General features: G+C 67.7%; 19 protein-coding genes. 12 read left to right on the forward strand and 7 right to left on the reverse strand.

The window, feature by feature from the left end:
* The first annotated feature begins 12 nt into the window (after positions 1-12).
* From atpG to F791_RS0105730, 6 genes are all read left to right on the forward strand, one after another.
* The gene (gene atpG / locus F791_RS0105705) at positions 13-873 is read left to right on the forward strand and encodes a F0F1 ATP synthase subunit gamma (RefSeq protein WP_018139736.1); all 861 of its coding nucleotides are present in this window, start codon (positions 13-15) and stop codon (positions 871-873) included.
* Positions 874-931: 58 nt separating this feature from the next.
* On the forward strand, positions 932-2308 hold the full coding sequence (gene atpD, locus F791_RS0105710; protein ID WP_012983948.1) for a F0F1 ATP synthase subunit beta: 1377 nt from the start codon (positions 932-934) through the stop codon (positions 2306-2308).
* 12 nt (positions 2309-2320) lie between these two features.
* On the forward strand, positions 2321-2740 hold the full coding sequence (locus tag F791_RS0105715) for a F0F1 ATP synthase subunit epsilon (protein WP_018139735.1): 420 nt from the start codon (positions 2321-2323) through the stop codon (positions 2738-2740).
* 70 nt (positions 2741-2810) lie between these two features.
* Positions 2811-4190 (forward strand): bifunctional UDP-N-acetylglucosamine diphosphorylase/glucosamine-1-phosphate N-acetyltransferase GlmU, encoded by a 1380-nt coding sequence (gene glmU, locus F791_RS0105720; protein ID WP_081622275.1) that lies wholly within the window; start codon positions 2811-2813, stop codon positions 4188-4190.
* 33 nt (positions 4191-4223) lie between these two features.
* The gene (gene glmS, locus F791_RS0105725) at positions 4224-6074 is read left to right on the forward strand and encodes a glutamine--fructose-6-phosphate transaminase (isomerizing) (protein WP_019592297.1); all 1851 of its coding nucleotides are present in this window, start codon (positions 4224-4226) and stop codon (positions 6072-6074) included.
* Positions 6075-6183: 109 nt separating this feature from the next.
* Positions 6184-6480 carry a hypothetical protein gene (locus tag F791_RS0105730; protein ID WP_018139732.1) on the forward strand — a complete coding sequence of 99 codons (297 nt, stop codon included), beginning with the start codon at positions 6184-6186 and terminating at the stop codon, positions 6478-6480.
* Positions 6481-6557: 77 nt separating this feature from the next.
* Here the strand turns inward: F791_RS0105730 and dtd are convergent, their stop codons facing one another.
* From dtd to F791_RS0105745, 3 genes are all read right to left on the reverse strand, one after another.
* Entirely contained in the window at positions 6558-7001 is a 444-nt protein-coding gene (gene dtd / locus F791_RS0105735) for a D-aminoacyl-tRNA deacylase (protein ID WP_018994438.1), read from the reverse strand.
* Positions 6998-7984, reverse strand: a complete 987-nt coding sequence (gene pip / locus F791_RS0105740; protein WP_018139730.1) for a prolyl aminopeptidase — start codon at positions 7982-7984, stop codon at positions 6998-7000. The genes dtd and pip overlap by 4 nt, the downstream gene beginning before the upstream one ends.
* A gap of 73 nt (positions 7985-8057) precedes the next feature.
* On the reverse strand, positions 8058-8348 hold the full coding sequence (locus F791_RS0105745; protein ID WP_018139729.1) for a hypothetical protein: 291 nt from the start codon (positions 8346-8348) through the stop codon (positions 8058-8060).
* 210 nt (positions 8349-8558) lie between these two features.
* Between F791_RS0105745 and F791_RS0105750 the strand changes: the two genes are divergently transcribed.
* Together F791_RS0105750 and F791_RS0105755 are read left to right on the forward strand one after the other, a co-directional pair.
* Complete coding sequence (locus F791_RS0105750; RefSeq protein WP_020146083.1) at positions 8559-9353, forward strand: tRNA 2-thiocytidine(32) synthetase TtcA; 795 nt, start codon at positions 8559-8561, stop codon at positions 9351-9353.
* On the forward strand, positions 9328-10224 hold the full coding sequence (locus F791_RS0105755; protein ID WP_018139727.1) for a lysophospholipid acyltransferase family protein: 897 nt from the start codon (positions 9328-9330) through the stop codon (positions 10222-10224). Before F791_RS0105750 ends, F791_RS0105755 begins: the two co-directional genes overlap by 26 nt.
* 98 nt (positions 10225-10322) lie before the next feature.
* Here the strand turns inward: F791_RS0105755 and glnA are convergent, their stop codons facing one another.
* Both glnA and F791_RS0105765 read right to left on the reverse strand, forming a co-directional pair.
* Positions 10323-11732, reverse strand: coding sequence for a glutamate--ammonia ligase (gene glnA / locus F791_RS0105760; protein WP_018139726.1), 1410 nt, complete (start codon positions 11730-11732; stop codon positions 10323-10325).
* Between the two features lie 196 nt (positions 11733-11928).
* Positions 11929-13203 carry a cation diffusion facilitator family transporter gene (locus tag F791_RS0105765; protein ID WP_019592298.1) on the reverse strand — a complete coding sequence of 425 codons (1275 nt, stop codon included), beginning with the start codon at positions 13201-13203 and terminating at the stop codon, positions 11929-11931.
* Positions 13204-13289: 86 nt separating this feature from the next.
* Between F791_RS0105765 and glyQ the strand changes: the two genes are divergently transcribed.
* From glyQ to F791_RS0105785, 4 genes are read left to right on the forward strand one after another with little or no spacing between them, the layout of a single operon-like run.
* Positions 13290-14234, forward strand: a complete 945-nt coding sequence (gene glyQ, locus F791_RS0105770) for a glycine--tRNA ligase subunit alpha (RefSeq protein WP_019592299.1) — start codon at positions 13290-13292, stop codon at positions 14232-14234.
* 59 nt (positions 14235-14293) lie between these two features.
* Positions 14294-16375, forward strand: a complete 2082-nt coding sequence (gene glyS, locus F791_RS0105775; RefSeq protein WP_019592300.1) for a glycine--tRNA ligase subunit beta — start codon at positions 14294-14296, stop codon at positions 16373-16375.
* A gap of 9 nt (positions 16376-16384) precedes the next feature.
* On the forward strand, positions 16385-17140 hold the full coding sequence (locus tag F791_RS0105780) for a 1-acyl-sn-glycerol-3-phosphate acyltransferase (protein ID WP_018175061.1): 756 nt from the start codon (positions 16385-16387) through the stop codon (positions 17138-17140).
* Positions 17130-17771, forward strand: a complete 642-nt coding sequence (locus F791_RS0105785) for a hypothetical protein (RefSeq protein ID WP_019592301.1) — start codon at positions 17130-17132, stop codon at positions 17769-17771. The genes F791_RS0105780 and F791_RS0105785 overlap by 11 nt, the downstream gene beginning before the upstream one ends.
* Before the next feature lie 71 nt (positions 17772-17842).
* Here F791_RS0105785 and F791_RS0105790 read toward each other — a convergent pair whose 3' ends face one another.
* Positions 17843-18574 (reverse strand): ThiF family adenylyltransferase, encoded by a 732-nt coding sequence (locus F791_RS0105790; protein WP_018139720.1) that lies wholly within the window; start codon positions 18572-18574, stop codon positions 17843-17845.
* The gene (locus F791_RS0105795; protein WP_018175060.1) at positions 18571-19353 is read right to left on the reverse strand and encodes a TatD family hydrolase; all 783 of its coding nucleotides are present in this window, start codon (positions 19351-19353) and stop codon (positions 18571-18573) included. The genes F791_RS0105790 and F791_RS0105795 overlap by 4 nt, the downstream gene beginning before the upstream one ends.
* Positions 19354-19359: the final 6 nt, after the last annotated feature.

Below are 19359 nucleotides of genomic sequence, written 5' to 3' on the forward strand. Positions count from 1 at the left end.
CGGGAGCACGCAATGGCGGGCACTAAGGAGATCCGGACGCAGATCAAGAGTATCCAGAATACTCAGAAGATCACCAAGGCCATGGAGATGGTCGCAGCGTCCAAGATGCGCAAGGCCCAGGACCGCATGGAAGAGTCCCGGCCTTACGCCCAGAAGATCCACGACGTGATCGGTCACGTCGCGATGGCCAACGCGGAGTACAAGCATCCGTTCATGGTCGAGCGCGAAGTGAAGCGTGTGGCGCTGATCATCGTCTCGACCGATCGTGGCCTATGCGGCGGGTTGAACACCAACCTGTTCAAGAAGGCCGTCGGCGAGATGCGGCGTTACCGCGAAGAGGGCGTCGAGGTGGACCTGTGCGTCGTCGGCAACAAGGCGCTGCAGTTCTTCAAGCGCCTGGGTGGCAACATCGTGGCCGAGGCGCGCGATCTGGGTGATCGCCCGCACATCACGGACCTGATTGGCTCCATCAAGGTGGTGCTGGACAACTTCCGCGATGGCAAGGTCGACCGCGTCGTGCTGCTGGAGAACAAGTTCGTCAACACGATGACCCAGCAGCCGGAGGCGACCCAGCTTCTGCCGACCGCGCCGAGCAAGGACGAGTCTCTGAAGCATCACTGGGACTACATCTACGAGCCCGATACGGTTCCGGTGATGGATACCCTGCTCGAGCGCTATGTCGAGTCGCTGATCTACCAGGCGGTGGTCGAGAACGTGGCCTGCGAAATGGCCGCGCGCATGGTCGCGATGAAGTCGGCCTCCGACAACGCCGGCACGATGATCAAGGACCTGCAGCTCGTCTACAACAAGGCGCGCCAGGCCGCGATCACCCAGGAGATCTCCGAGATCGTCAGCGGCGCGGCTGCGGTCTAGCGCCCGCCGGCACGAATCGATCGGCTCGGCACGAATTACGACTTACGAGGATGAACAAATGAGTTCCGGAAAAATTGTCGAAATCATCGGCGCCGTCGTGGACGTGGAGTTCCCCCACGGCGAAGTGCCCAAGGTCTACGACGCCCTGACCCTGGAAAACGGCCTGACCCTGGAAGTCCAGCAGCAGCTGGGTGACGGCGTCGTGCGCACGATCGCCATGGGGACCACAGAGGGTGTGAAGCGTCAGACCCCGGTCACCGCGACCGGCAAGCCGATCTCCGTGCCGGTCGGCAAGGGGACCCTGGGCCGCGTGATGGACGTGCTCGGCCGCCCGGTGGACAACGCCGGCGACGTGGAGGCCCAGGAAACCTGGTCGATCCACCGTGCCGCCCCGACCTTCGACGAGCAGGCGGGCTCCACCGAGCTGCTGGAAACCGGAATCAAGGTGATCGATCTCCTGTGCCCGTTCGCGAAGGGTGGCAAGGTCGGCCTGTTCGGCGGTGCCGGCGTGGGCAAGACCGTGAACATGATGGAGCTGATCCGCAACATCGCGATCGAGCATTCCGGTTACTCCGTGTTCGCCGGTGTGGGCGAGCGTACCCGTGAAGGGAACGACTTCTACCACGAGATGAAGGACTCCAACGTCCTCGACAAGGTGGCCCTGGTCTACGGCCAGATGAACGAGCCGCCGGGTAACCGCCTGCGTGTCGCGCTGACCGGCCTGACGATGGCCGAGTTCTTCCGTGACGAAGGCCGCGACGTGCTGATGTTCATCGACAACATCTACCGTTACACCCTGGCCGGGACCGAGGTCTCCGCGCTGCTGGGGCGTATGCCGTCCGCGGTGGGCTACCAGCCGACCCTGGCGGAAGAGATGGGTGTGCTGCAGGAGCGCATCACCTCGACCAAGAAGGGCTCGATCACCTCCATCCAGGCGGTCTACGTGCCGGCGGATGACTTGACCGACCCGTCGCCGGCCACGACCTTTGCGCACCTGGATGCGACCGTCGTGCTCTCGCGCCAGATCGCCGAGCTGGGCATCTACCCGGCCGTGGATCCGCTGGACTCGACCTCGCGCCAGCTGGACCCGCAGATCATCGGGCAGGAACACTACGACACCGCCCGTGCGGTGCAGAACACTCTGCAGCGTTACAAGGAGCTGAAGGACATCATCGCGATCCTCGGCATGGACGAGCTGTCGGAAGACGACAAGCTGGTCGTGGCCCGTGCGCGAAAGATCCAGCGCTACCTGTCGCAGCCGTTCTTCGTGGCCGAGGTGTTCACCGGGGCGCCGGGCAAGTACGTGTCTCTGAAGGACACCATCCGCGCGTTCAAGGCCATAGTGGCTGGCGAGTATGACCATCTGCCCGAACAGGCCTTCTACATGGTCGGCACCATCGAGGAAGCCGTCGAGAAGGCCGAGAAGCTCGGCTAAGGAGTGAGCAACATGCCCATGACGATGCACGTGGATGTGGTCAGTGCCGAGGAGTCCATCTACTCCGGGACCGCGCTGATGATCGCGGCCCCGGCCGAGGGTGGCGAGGTCGGTGTCTATGCGGGCCACACCCAGATGCTGGCGCGCCTGAACCCGGGCGAGCTGCGCATCCTGGAAAAGGAAGGCGCCGATCCGCAGCCGGTGTTCGTCTCGGGCGGTATCCTCGAGGTCCAGCCGTATCATGTGACGGTCCTGGCGGATACGGCGGTGCGGGCCAAGGATCTCGACGAGGCCGAGGCGCTGGAGGCGAAGAAACGTGCGGAGGAGGCCCTGGAGAACTCCAAGGCCGATTTCGACTACGCCAAGGCGCAGGCGGAACTCGTGGAGGCCGCCGCCCGCCTGCAGATGATCCAGAAGTTGCGCCGGAAATAATCCGGCAAACTGCGACGAATGACCGACCCCAAGGGCCAACCGATTCGGTTGGCCCTTTATGATTGCACCCATGTCTGAGACGACACCCCTTCATATCGCGGTCCTCGCGGCCGGCAAGGGGACGCGCATGCGGTCGCGCCTCCCCAAGGTCCTGCAATCTCTAGCCGGACGCCCCCTGCTGGACCATGTCCTCCAACGCGTGGCGCCGCTGGAAGCCGACGCGCTCCACGTCGTGGTCAGCCACGAACAGGAACGTGTGCGAGCCGCATTTGCCGAGCACGTCCCCGCACTTGACTGGATCGACCAGGGCGAGCCGCGGGGGACCGGGCATGCGGTTTATCAGGCCCTGCAGCACATCCCAGACCATGCGCGTGTCCTGGTGACCTATGGGGACGTCCCGCGGATCCCGGTCGCGGACCTGGAGGCCTGTGCTCGCGGCACTGGCGTAACCGTCCTGGCCGCTCAGGTTCCCGACCCAACCGGATACGGTCGCCTGATCCTCGATGCCGCGGGCCAGCTGGAGCGGATCGTCGAGCACAAGGAGGCCACCAGCGGGGAACGTGCGGTCGACCTGATCAATACCGGCGTGCTCGCCGCACCGGCCGGGGACTTGCGTGGTTGGCTAGCTTCCTGCGAGCCCGATCCGGCAGGGCCGCGCGAGTGGTATCTGACCGACATTGTGGCCGTGGCACGAGGTCAAGGACGGGTGATCGATGTCGTGCGCAGTTCCGATCCCGTCGCCGTGCTGGGTGTGAACGACCGCGAGCAGCTGGCCGTCCAGGAGCGCCTGCACCAGGCGGAGCAGTGCTCCCGGATGATGCGGGATGGTCTCGCAGTGGCGGACCCCGCCCGCCTGGATGTGCGCGGCGTCCTGAAATTCGGACACGACTGTTCGATCGACGTGAACGTCGTGATCGAGGGCACGGTGACGCTGGCGGACGATGTCTATATTGGCCCCGGCTGCGTGTTGCGCGATTGCGAGATTGGATCCGGCACGCAGGTTGCGGCACACAGTGTCCTGGAAGGTGTAAGGATCGGCGAGGGGGCCAATGTTGGGCCGTTCGCCCGGCTGCGCCCGGGGACCGAGCTCGGCCCCGGTGCCCGCGTCGGCAACTTTGTCGAGATCAAGAACGCCACGCTGGGTCCGGGCGCGAAGGCGAACCACCTGACCTACGTCGGGGATGCCAGCGTCGGGGCCGGCGCCAATCTGGGCGCAGGGACGATTACCTGCAACTATGATGGTGCCAACAAGCATCGCACCGAGATCGGCGAGCGAGCGTTCATCGGCTCCAACACGGCCCTGGTGGCGCCCATCCGCATCGGCGATGACGCGACGGTGGGGGCGGGCTCGACCTTGTCCGACGATGTCGACCCGCGTGCGCTGGCGCTGACCCGTGCACGCCCGCGCGTTATCCAGGACTGGCCGCGCCCCAAGAAGAAGTCCGACTAGACACAAAAGTCCGACTCGACATAAGGAGTTTGCATGTGCGGTCTGCTGGCAGGTATTGGTGAGCGCAACCTGGTCCCGATCTTCGTCGAGGGTCTGCATCGACTGGAATACCGCGGGTACGACTCCGCCGGTGTAGCGGTCATCGAGAACCGCGCGTTACGCGACGTCCGTGCGGTCGGCAAGGTCGCCACCCTGGAGGAACAGATCGACACGATCGGCCTGCAAGGGCCGGTGGGGATTGCCCATACGCGCTGGGCGACCCACGGGCCGCCCACCGAGGTGAATGCCCACCCCCACCGTTCCCGTGACGGCCGGGTCGCGATTGTCCATAACGGCATTATCGAAAACCATGCCCGGCTGCGAGACGACCTGGCCGCTGCCGGCTGGCACTGCGTGTCGGCAACCGACAGCGAGGTCATTGCCCACCGGATCGAGCAGGCCCTGGTCGACGGGGCCTCGCCCCTCGAGTCCATGCGCCGCGCCTGTGCCGACCTTGAAGGGGCCTATGCCATCGCGGCGGTCTTTGCCGACTATCCCGACGAGCTGATCGTCGCGCGTTTCGGAAGCCCCCTGATCCTCGGGCTCGGAATCGGCGAGTTCTTTGCCGCCTCGGACGTCCAGGCCCTGCTGCCGGTGACCCAGCGATTCGTCGACCTCGAGGACGGGGATATCGCCCGCCTGACGCGCAAGGGCGTGGAGGTCCAGGACCTGCACGGCCAGGCGGTCGAGCGCAGTGTCCGCGAGACCCGCTGCCAGGCAAGCGTTGCCGATCGTGGCGAGTATCGCCACTTCATGCTGAAGGAGATCTACGAGCAACCGCACGCACTGGCGGAGACCCTGTCCGGCCGTCTGGGCGAGGACGCCGTCCTGGAAAACATCCTCGGGCCCGGTACCAGCGAGCGCCTGGCCGAGGTCAGCGCCGTGCAAATCGTGGCATGCGGCACCAGCTATCACGCCGGAATGGTGGCCGCCCACTGGATCGAGGAGCACCTGGGCCTGCCCGCCCGCGTCGATGTGGCAAGCGAATACCGGTATCGCCGTCACGTGCTGGCCCCGGCCACGCTGCTGGTGGTGATCTCCCAGTCGGGGGAGACCGCCGATACCCTCGCGGTGCTGCGCCAGTCCCAGGACGAGCCGTTCCTGGCCCGTCTGGCCATTTGCAATGTCCCCGAGAGCACCATGGCGCGGGCTGCCGATCTGGTCCTGATGACCCATGCCGGACCCGAGATCGGCGTCGCCTCGACCAAGGCGTTCACGACCCAGCTGGCCGCCCTCGCCACCCTCGTACTCCTGCTGGGCCAGACCGCTACGGCCGCCCGTATGACCGCCGAGGAACGCGTCGCTGCGGTGACGGCCCTGCGCAGCCTCCCCGATCAGGTGGCGCGCATCCTGGCCCTGGACAACCCGATTGCGCGCGTCGCCGAGGATCTGATGGAGCGGCACCACGCCCTGTTCCTCGGGCGCGGGGCGCACTTCCCGATCGCCCTGGAGGGCGCGCTCAAGCTGAAGGAGATCTCCTACATCCATGCCGAGGCGTATCCCTCGGGCGAACTGAAGCACGGACCGCTCGCGCTCGTGGACACCGAGATGCCGGTAGTCGCCGTGGCCCCCGACGACGCGCAGCTGGAGAAACTCTCCAGCAACCTCCAGGAGGTGCGCGCCCGGGGCGGGCAGCTGATCGTGATTGGCGAGTCCAGTGCGGCGCGTACCCTGGCCCCGGAGGACATCTGGATCGGCCTGCCGCAGAGCGAGCCGCTGAGCCCCTGGCTGGCGCCGATCCTGCTGACCGTGCCGTTGCAGTTGCTGGCCTACCATACGGCGGTGCTCAAGGGCACGGACGTTGATCAGCCGCGCAATCTGGCGAAATCGGTGACCGTGGAATAGCCCCTTGCACGCGGTACTCCCGGAGTTTCTATCAGGAAACGCTTGTATTCGCCGGGCGGGTCGGCTAGATTCGGGCGCGCTCGAATAACCGTACGATCAGGAGTATCCCATGGATCAGCAAGAGCTCAACAACCGCTGCGTCACCCTGTTTCAGTCCCCGCGTATCCAGACCAAGCTCTGGAACCCGCGCATGTTCTGGAACGTCGGCCGCAAGCTGAACGTGACCCCCGAAGAGCTGACCGAGCCCAAGGTCGACCTCTGCGAGCTCGAGGTGATGCTGTCCGCGGCTGCCTACGAGCCGTCCCAGTGCGCCGACAACCTGAATGGTCGCGATGCCGGCCGCGCCGACTTCATCCGTCGTGCCGTGCAGTCCGGCCAGCGTCCGTTCCTGCGTCGCGCCGCCTGATCCGGTCTCCAGACTGGTGATGTCGAGGACCCGGCCTTTGCGCCGGGTCTTTTGTTTGGGCCCTCGGTCAGGCCTCCTCAGCCGCGCGTCTCCAGCCAGAACGTCACTGGGCCGTCGTTCACCAGGCTGACCTGCATGTCCGCGCCAAAGCGCCCGCTAGCGACTTGCGGATGCGATGCCTGCGCCTGCTTCGCCAGATAGTCGAACAGCGCCTGGCCGTGCTCCGGGCTCGCGGCGCTGGTAAAGCTTGGGCGCATCCCCTTGCGCGTATCCGCGGCCAGCGTGAACTGCGGCACTAGCAAGAGCCCCCCGCCGGTATCCTGAAGGCTCAGGTTCATGCGGCCTTCGGCATCCGCGAATACGCGGTAGCCGAGCAGCCGCTCCAGCAGCCGCCTGGCCGCCGCTTCGCTGTCATCGGGCTGCACCGCGACCAGCGCCAGCAGCCCTGGCCCGATCGCACCGGCGCGCTCGCCGCCGATGTTCACCGCGGCCTCGGTCACCCGCTGGATCAGCGCGATCACGTCGAGGCAGCCCCGGTCCCGCCCGAGACCTGCCCCTCGAGATCATCGGCCAGGGTGTCGGTCGCCGCGATCAGCTTGCGCACGATGCCTGGCTCGGCCGCCGAGTGCCCGGCGTCCGCGATGATCGCCATGCGCGCCTGCGGCCAGACCCGATGCAGTTCCACCGCCTGCTCCACCGGACACACCACGTCGTAGCGTCCGTGCACGATCCAGCCCGGTATGTCGCGCAGGCGTGGTGCGTCCCGCAGCAGCTGGTCCGGTTCCAGGAAGGTGTCGTGCATGAAGTAGTGGCACTCCAGCCGCGCCAGGCTTACGGCCACCTCCGGATCGTCGAAATGCGCGATCACGTCATCGTTCGGGATCAGGCAGGAGGTGTGTCCTTCCCAGCCTGACCAGGCGCGAGCCGCGGTGTGCCGGATCTCCGGATCCGGGTCGGTCAGCCGACGGTAGTAGGCCCCGACCAGGTCGTCGCGCTCCTCCGCTGGAATCGGCCGTAGGTAGTGCGCCCAGGCCTCGGGAAACAGGCGGTCGGCCCCCGACTGGTAGAACCACTGGATGTCCCGCGGCCGGCACAGGAATACCCCGCGCAGGATCAGTCCCAGCACGCGATCGGGATGGGTCTGTGCGTAGGCCAGCCCCAGCGTCGAGCCCCAGGAACCACCGAACACCGCCCAGCGCTCGATGCCCAGGTGCTCGCGCAGGCGCTCGATATCGGCCACTGCATGCCAGGTGGTGTTGGCCTCCAGACTCGCGTGAGGCGTCGAGCGCCCGCAGCCGCGCTGGTCGAACAGCACGATGCGGTAGCGCTGCGGGTCGTAGAAGCGCCGATGCCACGGCTCGCAGCCCGAGCCCGGCCCGCCATGCAGAAACACGACCGGGATCCCGTCGGGTGTGCCGCATTCTTCAAAGTAGAGCTCGTGGCCGTCACCGACCGCGAGCCTTCCTGTGCTGTGCGGTTCGATCTCCGGGTAAAGGGTGTCCATTGAGTCAGTGTTTCCTAGATTGCGGGCCCCGAGTGTCGCCAAAACGTTCGCGCAGGGAAAGTCCGCAGTCCGTCTATTCGTCGATGATCTGCCCCCGATAGACCCGGCGCCGTTGCGGCTCCACGTGGCGTTCCGACGAGTCCGGCCCAGCTTCCGGCGGTGCCAGGTGCCCCGAACGCTGCAATTCGCTGCGCAGCGAAAGCGCGGCGGCCTGGGCGGCGCTCGACTGCGAGCGTGAGGCGTAGTCCAGGATGGCCTCCATGAAGTCGGGGTTGGTGACCGACAGCCGCGCCACCGCCGGGAACTCTGCGCGCAGGTTCCGGCGCAGCTCGGCGGCCAGGCTCAAGCTCTTGCGATCGTGCATACCGGTCCCCCACCGTTGAAGCGCCTGTCCAACCCGTATGCAAGCGCGGTGCCATGCGTGTGGCCCGCGTCCGGCGCTGGGCGCCGGGGCTTCTTGCCTCCACCGGGTGCATAACGGCGCATGGATGCACCGACAATGGGCGCCATCCGGCAACCGCTGCGGGTATGGCGGCGCTTGCGAAGCGGGCCTCGCCGCCCTATGTTGCGGGCCATGGAAACGCCCGCCGTCCCCACCTCCATCCGCCGCCTGGCCGGCCGCGCCATCGCGGACTTCGACATGATCCGCGAGGGCGACCGGATCCTGGTCGGGCTGTCCGGTGGCAAGGATTCGCTGACGTTGCTGTGGCTGCTGCATGGCCTGGCGCGGCGGGCGCCCGTGCGCTTCGAGGTCGGCGCGGTCACGATCAATCCGGAGATCGAGGGCTTCGAGCCACAGCGGCTGATGGACTATCTCGGTGGTTACGGCATCCCGTATCACTTCGTCTCCGAGCCAATCGCGGAGCTGGCCGGCGAGCACATGGACAACGACTCGTTCTGCTCCTTCTGCTCGCGAATGAAACGCGGCCTGATGTATCGCACCGCGCGCGAACACGGCTACAACGTGCTGGCGCTGGGCCAGCACCTGGATGACCTGGCCGAGAGCTTCATGATGAGTGCCTTCCACGGTGGCCAGCTGCGTACGATGAAGGCCCACTACGCGATCGACGCAGGCGACCTGCGGGTGATCCGCCCGCTGGTCTATGTGCGCGAACGCCAGACCCGCGATTTCGCCGAGGCCGCCGGGCTGCCGGTGATCCTGGACAACTGCCCGGCCTGCTTCGCGATGCCCACCCAGCGCGAACACATGAAGCAGCTGCTCGCGCAGGAGGAGGCCCAGCACCCGCGGTTGTTCCGCAACCTGCGCACAACCCTGAAGCCGCTGATGACCGAGGGCGGCATCCCGCCTCGGACCCCGGCCGATCCACCCGAATCCCGCGATCATGGCCGAACGCCGGCATCTGCGTGACCGGTTGATCGCCGGCGGTCTGCGCCTGCTCGCCCGCCTCCCTCTGCGCGTAAATCATGCGCTGGGCGGGTTGCTCGGCGCGCTGGCCTGGTACTGGCCGACGCGCTCCGCCCGCATCACCCGCCGCAACCTCGAACTCTGTTTCCCGGACAAGGACACCGCCTGGCGCCGCCGGGTCGGGCGTGGATCGCTGATGGCGATGGGCCGGGCACTGACCGAGTCCCCCTGGCTCTGGCAGGCTACGCCGCAAACCCTCGAGCGACTGGCGGTCGAGCCGCCCCGCTACGCCCGCCTGCGCGAACGCGAGGGCGGGCGGGCGCTGTTCCTGTGTGCCCCGCATCTGGGTTCCTGGGAGTTCGCCGGGCTGCAGGCGGCCTGCCACGGGCCGATGGCCACCCTGTACAGCCCGTTCAAGACCCCCGAGATCGACCGCTGGGTGCGCGACGCCCGCGCCTCCACCGGCGCGACCCTGGCCCCGGCCGACCGCTCCGGGCTGCGCGTGCTGCAGCAGTCACGTGATCGCGGCGAGATCATCGGCATCCTGCCGGATCAGAGCCCGAAGGGCGCCTCGGGTACGCATGCGCCGTTCTTCGGCCACCCGGCGCTGACCATGACCCTGCTGCCGCGCCTGCTGCGTGGGCGCGAGGACCATGTCGTGTTCTTGTTCGCCGAGCGCCTGCCGAAGGGGCGCGGGTTTCGCTATCACGAGATCGAGGCCGGGCCGGAGGTTGCCGACCGCGACTTCGCCCGCGCCGCTGCCGCGATCAACGCCCATGTGGAGGCCCTGGTCCGGCGCTGCCCCGAGCAGTACAACTGGGCCTACAAGCGTTTCCACCCGGCCCCCGAGGGCCAGCCCAACCCCTATCGCTGACACCCGGTCGAGCCAGGTTCCGAGCACAAAAAAAGCCGCCGGACCCGAAGGTCGCGGCGGCCGGTGCATCTGGCCCCGAGGGGCCGGATGCGGATGCCTTACAGGCTGTAGTACATGTCGAATTCGACCGGATGGGTGGTCATGCGCATGCGCGTGACTTCTTCCATCTTCAGGTCGATGTAGGCATCGATCATGTCGTCGGTGAACACGCCACCCTGGGTCAGGTATTCGCGGTCCTGGTTCAGGGCTTCCAGCGCCTGGTCCAGCGAATGGCAGACCTGCGGGATGCCCTTTTCCTCTTCCGGCGGCAGGTCGTAGAGGTTCTTGTCCATCGCGTCGCCCGGGTGGATCTTGTTCTGGATGCCGTCCAGGCCGGCCATCAGCATCGCGGCAAACGCCAGGTACGGGTTGGCGGTGGAGTCCGGGAAACGCAGCTCGATGCGGCGGGCCTTCGGGCTCATCACGAACGGGATGCGCAGCGACGCGGAGCGGTTGCGCGCGGAGTAGGCCAGCATCACCGGCGCCTCGAAGCCCGGCACCAGACGCTTGTAGCTGTTGGTGGACGGGTTGGTGAAGGCGTTCAGCGAGCGGGCGTGCTTGATGATGCCGCCGATGTAGTACAGCGCGGTCTCGGACAGGCCGCCGTACAGGTCACCGGAGAACAGGTTCTTGCCGTCCTTGGACAGCGACTGGTGCACGTGCATGCCGGAACCGTTGTCGCCGACGATCGGCTTGGGCATGAAGGTCGCGGTCTTGCCGTGCATGTGGGCCACGTTCTGCACCACGTACTTCAGTACCTGCACCTCGTCGGCCTTCTGCGTCAGCGTTGCGGGGCCGACACCGATCTCGCACTGGCCGGCGGTGGCCACCTCGTGGTGGTGCACCTCGGTAACGAGGCCCATCTCGGTCATCACTTCGCACATGGTCGAGCGGATGTCGTGCAGGCTGTCGACCGGCGGCACCGGGAAGTAGCCACCCTTCACGCCCGGGCGGTGCCCGATGTTGCCGTCTTCGTAGACGCGCTCGGAATTCCAGGAGGCCTCGGAGGAGTCCACGCGGCAGTAGGAGCCGGAGAGGTCCGAGCCCCATTTCACGTCGTCGAACACGAAGAATTCGTTTTCCGGCCCGAACAGCGCGGTGTCGGCGATGCCGGTGCTCTGCAGATAGGCCTCGGCACGACGCGCCAGGGAGCGCGGGCAGCGGTCGTAGCCCTGCATGGTGGCCGGCTCGACCACGTCGCAGCGGATGTTCATCGTCATGTCCTCGAAGAACGGATCGATGACCGCGGACTCCGCATCCGGCATCAGGATCATGTCGGACTCGTTGATGCCCTTCCAGCCGGAGATCGACGACCCGTCGAACATCTTGCCTTCCTCGAACGACTCTTCGTCGAGGTCATGGGCTGGAACGGTTACATGCTGTTCCTTGCCCTTGGAGTCGGTGAAACGGAAGTCGACAAAGCGGACTTCCTTTTCCTGGATCTGCTTCAGCACGTCGGCTGCGGACATGGGAGTCTCCTTAGGTTTGCTCTTGGTCTTTGGGTTCGCCGCGCCGATTCGAGCCCGGCCGGCGTTGAATCGGTTCTATGCAGGCATCATGCCAGTTCGTTCGATTGGCCCTGTGACGGTCGTTCAGGACTCATCAGGCCCGTACCACGCGGCGGGCTGCACAATATCCGTGCGCCATCGGCACCACAGTAGTGCATCAAGTCTTTTGTTGCACGCCAGTGGTGCATGGGCGATAGAGGATCTTCACCTCACCCAGCCGGTCCTTCAGGCGCGGATGGCCCTGCAGCGACTGTGACAGGCCCTCGCCCCGCGCGTTCAGGTCCACGGGCGTGCATGCCCCGTCAAGGCGCAGCGTCAGGGTCAGGTGGATGCGCCCGTTCAGATAGTGCATGGAAAGCTGCTCCAGGCGATCCAGTTCCGGGGTGTCGGCCCAGGCCTCGCGCACCGCTTCGGCGATCTCCGGACGCAGGGGCAGGTTCGAGCTTCGAGCCTGATCTTCGTCGTTTTCCGGATCTACATGGACCGTAAAATCGCGCAGCCGCTCGTGGCGCTGGGTGACGGCCCCGTACACCGCATCGGCAATCCGGTGTCCCTCGGAAACCGAAATCATCGGGGCGACCTGGATATGCACATCGGCGACCACGTCGCTCCCATGCCGCCGCGTGCGCAGCATGTGCGCATCCTTCACCCCGGGCACTTCCATGATCGTGCGGTGGATGCGCGCGACCTCCTCCGGATCCAGTGCCGTGTCAATCAGTTCGGCCGCGCTGCGCACGATCAGGCGCCCGGCGATATGCAGGATGAACAGGGCAACGATCAGCGCCGCCAGGGCATCCGCCCACGGGAAGCCCGCCACCGCGGCCCCGACCCCGACCAGCACGAACAGCGAGGAGATCGCATCCGTGCGGTGATGCCAGGCGTTCGCATCCAGCATCCGCGAGCCGATCCGTTTCGCCACACGGTGGGTGTACTGATAGAGCCCCTCCTTGGCCACCAGCGTCAGCACCGCAAAGGCGAGCGCGGCCGGTGCCGGCCCCGCGGTCGCGGCGTTGGTATCCATCAGCCGCTGTCCGGCGGCCCAGGCGATCCCGAGGCCGGCCAGTGCGAGGAACACACCGACGACCACGGTGGCCAGGGTCTCGATACGCCCGTGTCCGTAGGGGTGGTCATGATCGGGCGAGGCCGCGGCCTTGCCAGCGGCGAACAGCACCACACCATCGGTGATCAGGTCCGACAGGGTGTGCACGCCGTCGGCGATCAGCGCCTGCGAGTTCAGCAGCCATCCGCTCAGCAGCTGTGCCAGGGTAAGAAAGGCATTCACCACCGCGCCCACGACCGTTACCCGGCGCGTGGCACGGTAGCGCCGGCCGTTTTCGGGCGAGATCGTGGCCTCGGAGTTGGCGCGGGGGTCGCTCAGGACATCCCTCCCGAACAGGGGCAGGCCCTCAGTATGGGCGTGCCTCCGCCACATGCAAGACGCTTGCACTGCCTTCAGCGGTGGCCGCAGCCGGAGCCCGGCCGATATACTGTCCGCTTTGCCCTGACCCGGGATCCCGCATGGCGCACGAACGCACCCCGTCCAGCAGCAGCCCCACCTTCCAGGACCTGATCCGCCGGTTGCAGGACTACTGGAACGACCACGGTTGCGTGGTCCTGCAGCCCTACGACATGGAGATGGGGGCCGGTACCTTCCATCCGGCGACCTTCCTGCGTTCGATCGGGCCGGAGCCGTGGCGCGCGGCCTATGTGCAGCCCAGCCGCCGACCCACCGACGGGCGCTATGGCGACAATCCCAACCGCCTGCAGCACTACTACCAGTTCCAGGTGTTGCTGAAGCCGTCGCCGCCGGACATCCAGGACCTCTACCTGGGCTCCCTGGAGGCCCTGGGCTTCGACACGCTCACCCATGATGTGCGCTTCGTCGAGGACAACTGGGAGTCCCCGACCCTCGGCGCCTGGGGCCTGGGCTGGGAGGTCTGGCTGAACGGCATGGAGGTCACCCAGTTCACCTACTTCCAGCAGGTGGGCGGGCTGGACTGCCACCCGGTGTCCGGCGAGATCACCTACGGGCTGGAGCGCCTGGCGATGTACCTGCAGGGGGTGGAGAGCGTGTTCGACCTGGTCTGGACCGTCGGCCCGGACGGCCGCCCGGTGACCTATGGCGACGTCTATCACCAGAACGAGGTGGAGCAGTCCACCTACAACTTCGAGCATGCCGATCGCGATGCCCTGTTCGCCGCCTTCGACCAGCACGCAAACGAGAGCGATCGCATGATCGAGCTGGGCCTGCCGCTGCCGGCCTACGAACAGATGCTGCGCGCGTCACACAGCTTCAACCTGCTGGATGCCCGCGGCGCAATCTCGGTCACCGAGCGCCAGCGCTACATCCTGCGCGTGCGCGAGCTGTCGCGACACGTCGCCCAGAAGTACTACGAGTCGCGCGAGGCCCTGGGCTTCCCGCTGTGCGCCGACGACGATACGAACAAGCCCGACGCCGCCTGAACCCAATTTCCAGACCGCGCCCTGGCGCGCGGTTGCGATGGACCCGACACGGACCCGACATGGCTGAAGCCCGCGAACTCCTGATCGAACTGGGCACCGAGGAGCTGCCCCCCACCGCCCTGCCGCGCCTGCGTGACGCCCTGGCCGAGGGCCTGGCCACGCGCCTGTGCGAGGCCGGGCTGGAACCGGGCGCGCCCGAGGCCTTCGCCACCCCGCGGCGGCTGGCCGTGCTGTTCCCCGATGTGCCCGCGCGCCAGCCGGACCAGCTCCAGGAGCGCCGCGGCCCGGCCGTGGCCGCCGCCTTCGACGCCGCCGGCGAGCCGACCAAGGCGGTGCTGGGCTTTGCCCGCTCCTGCGGAGTGGAGGTCGAGCGCCTGGAACGCGAGACCACCGACAAGGGCGAATACCTGATCTTCCGCCAGATGCAGCCCGGGCGCGCCCTGGGCGAGCTGCTGCCGGAGATGCTGGAGGCCGCGCTCGAAGCCCTGCCCACGCCCAAGCGCATGCGCTGGGGCAGCAGCCGCACCGAATTCGTGCGCCCCGCGCACTGGCTGGTGGTCCTGCACGGGACCGAGGTGCTGGAGATGACGGTGCTGGAACAGGCCGCCGGGCGGGCCACCCACGGCCACCGCTTCCACCAGCCCGGCGCGCTGGAGCTGAAGCGCGGCAACGACTATGCCGAACGGCTGCGCAGCCCCGGCTTTGTCGAGCCGTCGTTCGAGGCGCGGCGCGAGAACATCCTGGCCCAGGTGCACGAGCAGGCCAAGGCCCTGGGCGGGCGCGCGCTGGTCGATGCCGACCTGCTGGACGAGGTGGCCGCGCTGGTGGAGTGGCCGGTGGCCCTGACCGGCGGCTTCGACCCGCGTTTCCTGGATGTCCCGCAGGAGGCGCTGATCTCCACCATGCAGGACAACCAGAAATACTTCCCGGTGGTCGACGAGGCCGGGCGCATGCAGCCGCACTTCATCGTGATCAGCAACATCGAGTCGCGCGACCCGCACGCGGTGCGCGACGGCAACGAGCGCGTGCTGCGCCCGCGCTTCGCCGATGCCGAGTTCTTCTGGCAGCAGGACCGCAAGAAGCGCCTGGAGGAGCGGCTGGAGGCGCTGGATTCGGTCGTATTCGAGAAGCGCCTGGGCACGCTGCGCGACAAGTCCGCGCGCCTGGAGGCCCTGATGCAGCGCCTGGCCGACCTGATGGGGCTGGATGCCGGGCTGGCCGCGCGCGCCGCGCGCCTGGCCAAGTGCGATCTCGTGACTCAGATGGTGTTCGAGTTCACCGAGCTGCAGGGCACGATGGGCCGCTACTACGCCCTGCACGACCGCGAGGACGAAGCGGTCGCGGCCGCGATCGAACAGCACTACTGGCCGCGCCAGTCCGGCTCCGAGCTGCCGGATGTCCCGCTGGCCCAGGCACTGGCGCTGGCGGATCGGCTGGATACGCTGGTCGGGATCTTCGCGATCGGCAAGCAGCCCACCGGTACCAAGGACCCGTTCGCCCTGCGCCGCGCCGCGCTGGGGCTGGTGCGCATCCTGGTCGAGCGCGAACTGCCGCTGGCCCTGACCCCGCTGCTGCAAGCCGCGGCCGAGCCGATCCGCGAACGGGTGCCGGAGGCCGACCAGGCGGTGGAACCGGTGCGCGAGTACATCCTAGAGCGCCTGCGCGGCTACCTGCTGGAGCAGGGCCAGACGCACGAGACCATCGAGGCGGTGGCCGCGGTCGTGCCCGATACCCCGCTGGACTTCGTCCGCCGCGTGCGCGCGGTCAGCCTGTTCCGCGAGCGCCCGGAGGCCGAGGCCCTGGCCGCGGCGAACAAGCGCATCCACAACCTGCTGCGCAAGGCCGGCGAGGAGGCCGAGGCCGACCTCGACCCCGACGCCCTGGCGCTGGACGAGGAGCGCCAGCTCTACCAGGGTCTGCAGGCGGTGCGTCCCGGCGTCGAGCAGGCGGTGGCCGATGGCGACTACCTGCACGCACTGGGCGAGCTGGCGGGCCTGCGTGATCGTGTCGACACCTTCTTCGACCAGGTGATGGTGATGGCCGAAGATGCCGCCGAGCGGCGCAACCGCCTGGCGCTGCTGCGCGAACTGCGCCGCGCGTTCGAGACCGTGGCCGACATCGGCCGCCTGGCCACGGGATAGCGCCGCCGCATGCTCCCCCTGATCCGAGGCCTCCTGTTCCAACTGGGGTTTATCGGCTCCACGCTGGTGTTCGGCCTGCTGGTCCCGCCGCTGATCTGGCCGCTTTCGCGCCCGGCGCGCTATCGCGTCCTGACCCAGTGGGGGCGCTTCAACGTCTGGTGGCTGCGCATCACCTGCGGGCTGGACTACCGGGTGCGCGGTGCCGAGCACATTGACCCCTCGCGGCCGCATGTGGTGCTCTCCAAGCACCAGTCCGCGTGGGAGACGGTCGCCTATGTGGCGATCTTTCCGATGCAGACCTGGGTGCTCAAGCGCGAGCTGATGCGCATCCCCCTGTTCGGCTGGACCCTGTCCATGCTGGACCCGGTCCCGATCGACCGCGAGGCCGGGCGTCAGGCGCTGGAGAACCTGGTCGCGGAGGGTCAGCAGCGCCTGGACCAGGGCCGCTGGGTGATCGTCTTTCCCGAGGGGACGCGCGTGGCACCGGGCGAGCACGGGCGCTACCGCCAGGGCGGCGCAATACTGGCGGCACGCACCGGATACCCGGTGCTGCCGGTGGCGCTGAACAGCGGGAGCTTCTGGCCGAAAAAGGGCCTCCGGCGCTACCCCGGCACCATCGAGGTGGTGGTCGGCCCGCCAGTCGAGACCGCCGGGCGCAAGCCCGTCGAGGTACTAAGCGAAGCCGAAGAATGGATCGAGACCACTATGGCCGAGATCGAGCCGCGTCCCGCGAAATCGCCGTCGGAGGAGCCGCATGGGCAGTGAACCGCTGATCAGTGCCCCACTGGTCGAATTGCGTGACCGCAGCATCTACCGCGTGGGCGCCTCGGACCCGACCGTCTGGCTGATCGACGACCGCGAGCTGGGGGGCGTGCTGGTCAACGCCCCGGTGTATTCCGAATCCCTGCTGGAGGCGATTCGGGCGATCACAAAGCCCGCCTACCTGTTTTTGCCCAGTCGCCATGGCGCGCAGGACCTGGATGCCTGGCGGGCGGCTGGGCTGGAGACCCTGGCGTTCGAGGCCGAGGCACCGGCAATCCGTGCGGCCGGCGGCGAGATCGACATCGCCTTCAACCGCAAGCAGCGCCTGTCGCGCACCATCGATTTCCTGCCGATGGCCGGGGTGACCGAGGGCACCTGTGCCCTGCGGCTGAAGAACCTGCCGGGCGTCGTGTTCTTCGGGCCCGCGCTGGCGCCGGGGGCGGATGGCTGGCCCACGCTGATCCAGACGCCGGACGATCATTCCTTCGAGGCGCGCCTGTTCGGCGCCCTGGGCGTGAAGGACCTGAAGTTCGCCTACGCCTTCTGCGACCGCTTCGACCCGGCCGGCACGCAGTACGGCCCCGACGCCGACCAGCACATCCAGGCCCGCATCGAGGCCGTGTTCGACGAATAGCAGGACCGCTGGGGGAGCTCCTCGGCGATTGCCGCGGCGCTTTGCGCCTCGCAATGACGGGGCTGGGCGAGTCAGGCGCGGGCGATCAGGGTCTGGATCACGTGGCCGGCGGCGGTCAGGCCGAAGATCGCGGGCAGGTAGGAGATCGTGCCGTTGACCGAGCGTGGCCGGCCGCCCTCGACCGGCCGGTGTTCGGTGCCCTTGCGCGGCTGCTCGATCGAGAACACCACGGGGTAGTCGAGCCGCGCGTCCATGCGGCGCAGGTTCTTGCGCATCTGCCGCGCCAGCGGGCAGACGCGGGTGGACTCCAGCGGGCCGACCCGTACGGCCGTGGGGTCGATGCGCCCGCCGGCCCCCATGCTCGAGATCACCGCCTGGCCGCGGCGCTGGGCCCCGGCGACCAGCGCCGCCTTGCAAGCAATGGAGTCGATTGCGTCGAGCACGAAGTCGGCGTCTTCCGGCACCAGGTCGGCAATGCTGTCCGGACGCAGGAACTCGCGCTGGATGTTCAGTTCGATCTCCGGGTCGATATCGCGGATGCGTGCCTCCATCACCGCGGTCTTGGGCTGGTCCACGGTGGAGCGCAGTGCGACCAGCTGGCGGTTCAGGTTGGAGGCGGCGACCACATCGTGATCCACCAGCGTCATGCGTCCGACCCCGGCGCGTGCGATCGCCTCGGCGGCAAAACTCCCGACCCCGCCCAGCCCGGCGATGAATACATGCCGGTCGCGCAGGCCGGCGGTGACGTCGGGACCCAGCAGGAGGTCGGTGCGTTCGCTGTAGGGATTGTGGGGCGTGCTCATGGATCCGGGTCGTTCGGGAGCCGGAGGACCCGGCGTGCATTTTGTGACGTGATTATAGCCATCTCGGCCGGGTCGATGTCCCGCAGGCGGGCCAGATGGCGGTTCACCTCGGCGGTCATCATCGGTTCGTTGCGCTCGCCCTGGTGCCCGGCCAGTGGCTGGTCCGGGGCATCGGTCTCCACGACCAGCGCCTCCAGCGGGGCCTCGCGCACCACGCGGTGCAGTCGTTTCGCCCGTTCGTAGGTCACCGGCCCGCCGATGCCCAGACAGCAGCCGAGATCCGCCGCTTGTCGGGCCTGCTGCGGCGAGCCGATAAAGGCATGCAGGATCCCGGTCACGCCGGGCTGCTGGCGCAGGCCTTTCAGCACTGCGTCCAGCGCGCGCCGGCTGTGGATGATCACCGGCAGGTCGCGCTCCCGCGCGATGGCCAGCTGCCGCGTGTAGAAGCGCCACTGGCGGTCCCAGTCGAGCCCCTCTTGATAGCCATCGAGCCCGATCTCGCCGACCGCGATGGTCTCCGGGTGCGTATCCAGCCAGGCCTCCAGGGCGTCAAGGTCCGCGTCCGCATGCGCCTGCAGAAAGATCGGGTGCAGGCCGTAGGCGACATGCAGACCCGCGTGCTGGCGGTACAAGGCGTCGAGGTCCGGCCAGCGTGCGCGGGTGACGCCGGGCAGGACGAGTTCCTGAACCCCGGCGGCGCGGGCGCGGTCCAGCACCGCCGGGCGATCCGGATCGAACGCGTCCAGGTCCAGGTGGACATGCGTATCGATCAGGTGCACCGGCGG

It is taken from the genome of Thioalkalivibrio sp. ALRh (assembly GCF_000381425.1).
Taxonomy (GTDB): Bacteria; Pseudomonadota; Gammaproteobacteria; order Ectothiorhodospirales; family Ectothiorhodospiraceae; genus Thioalkalivibrio.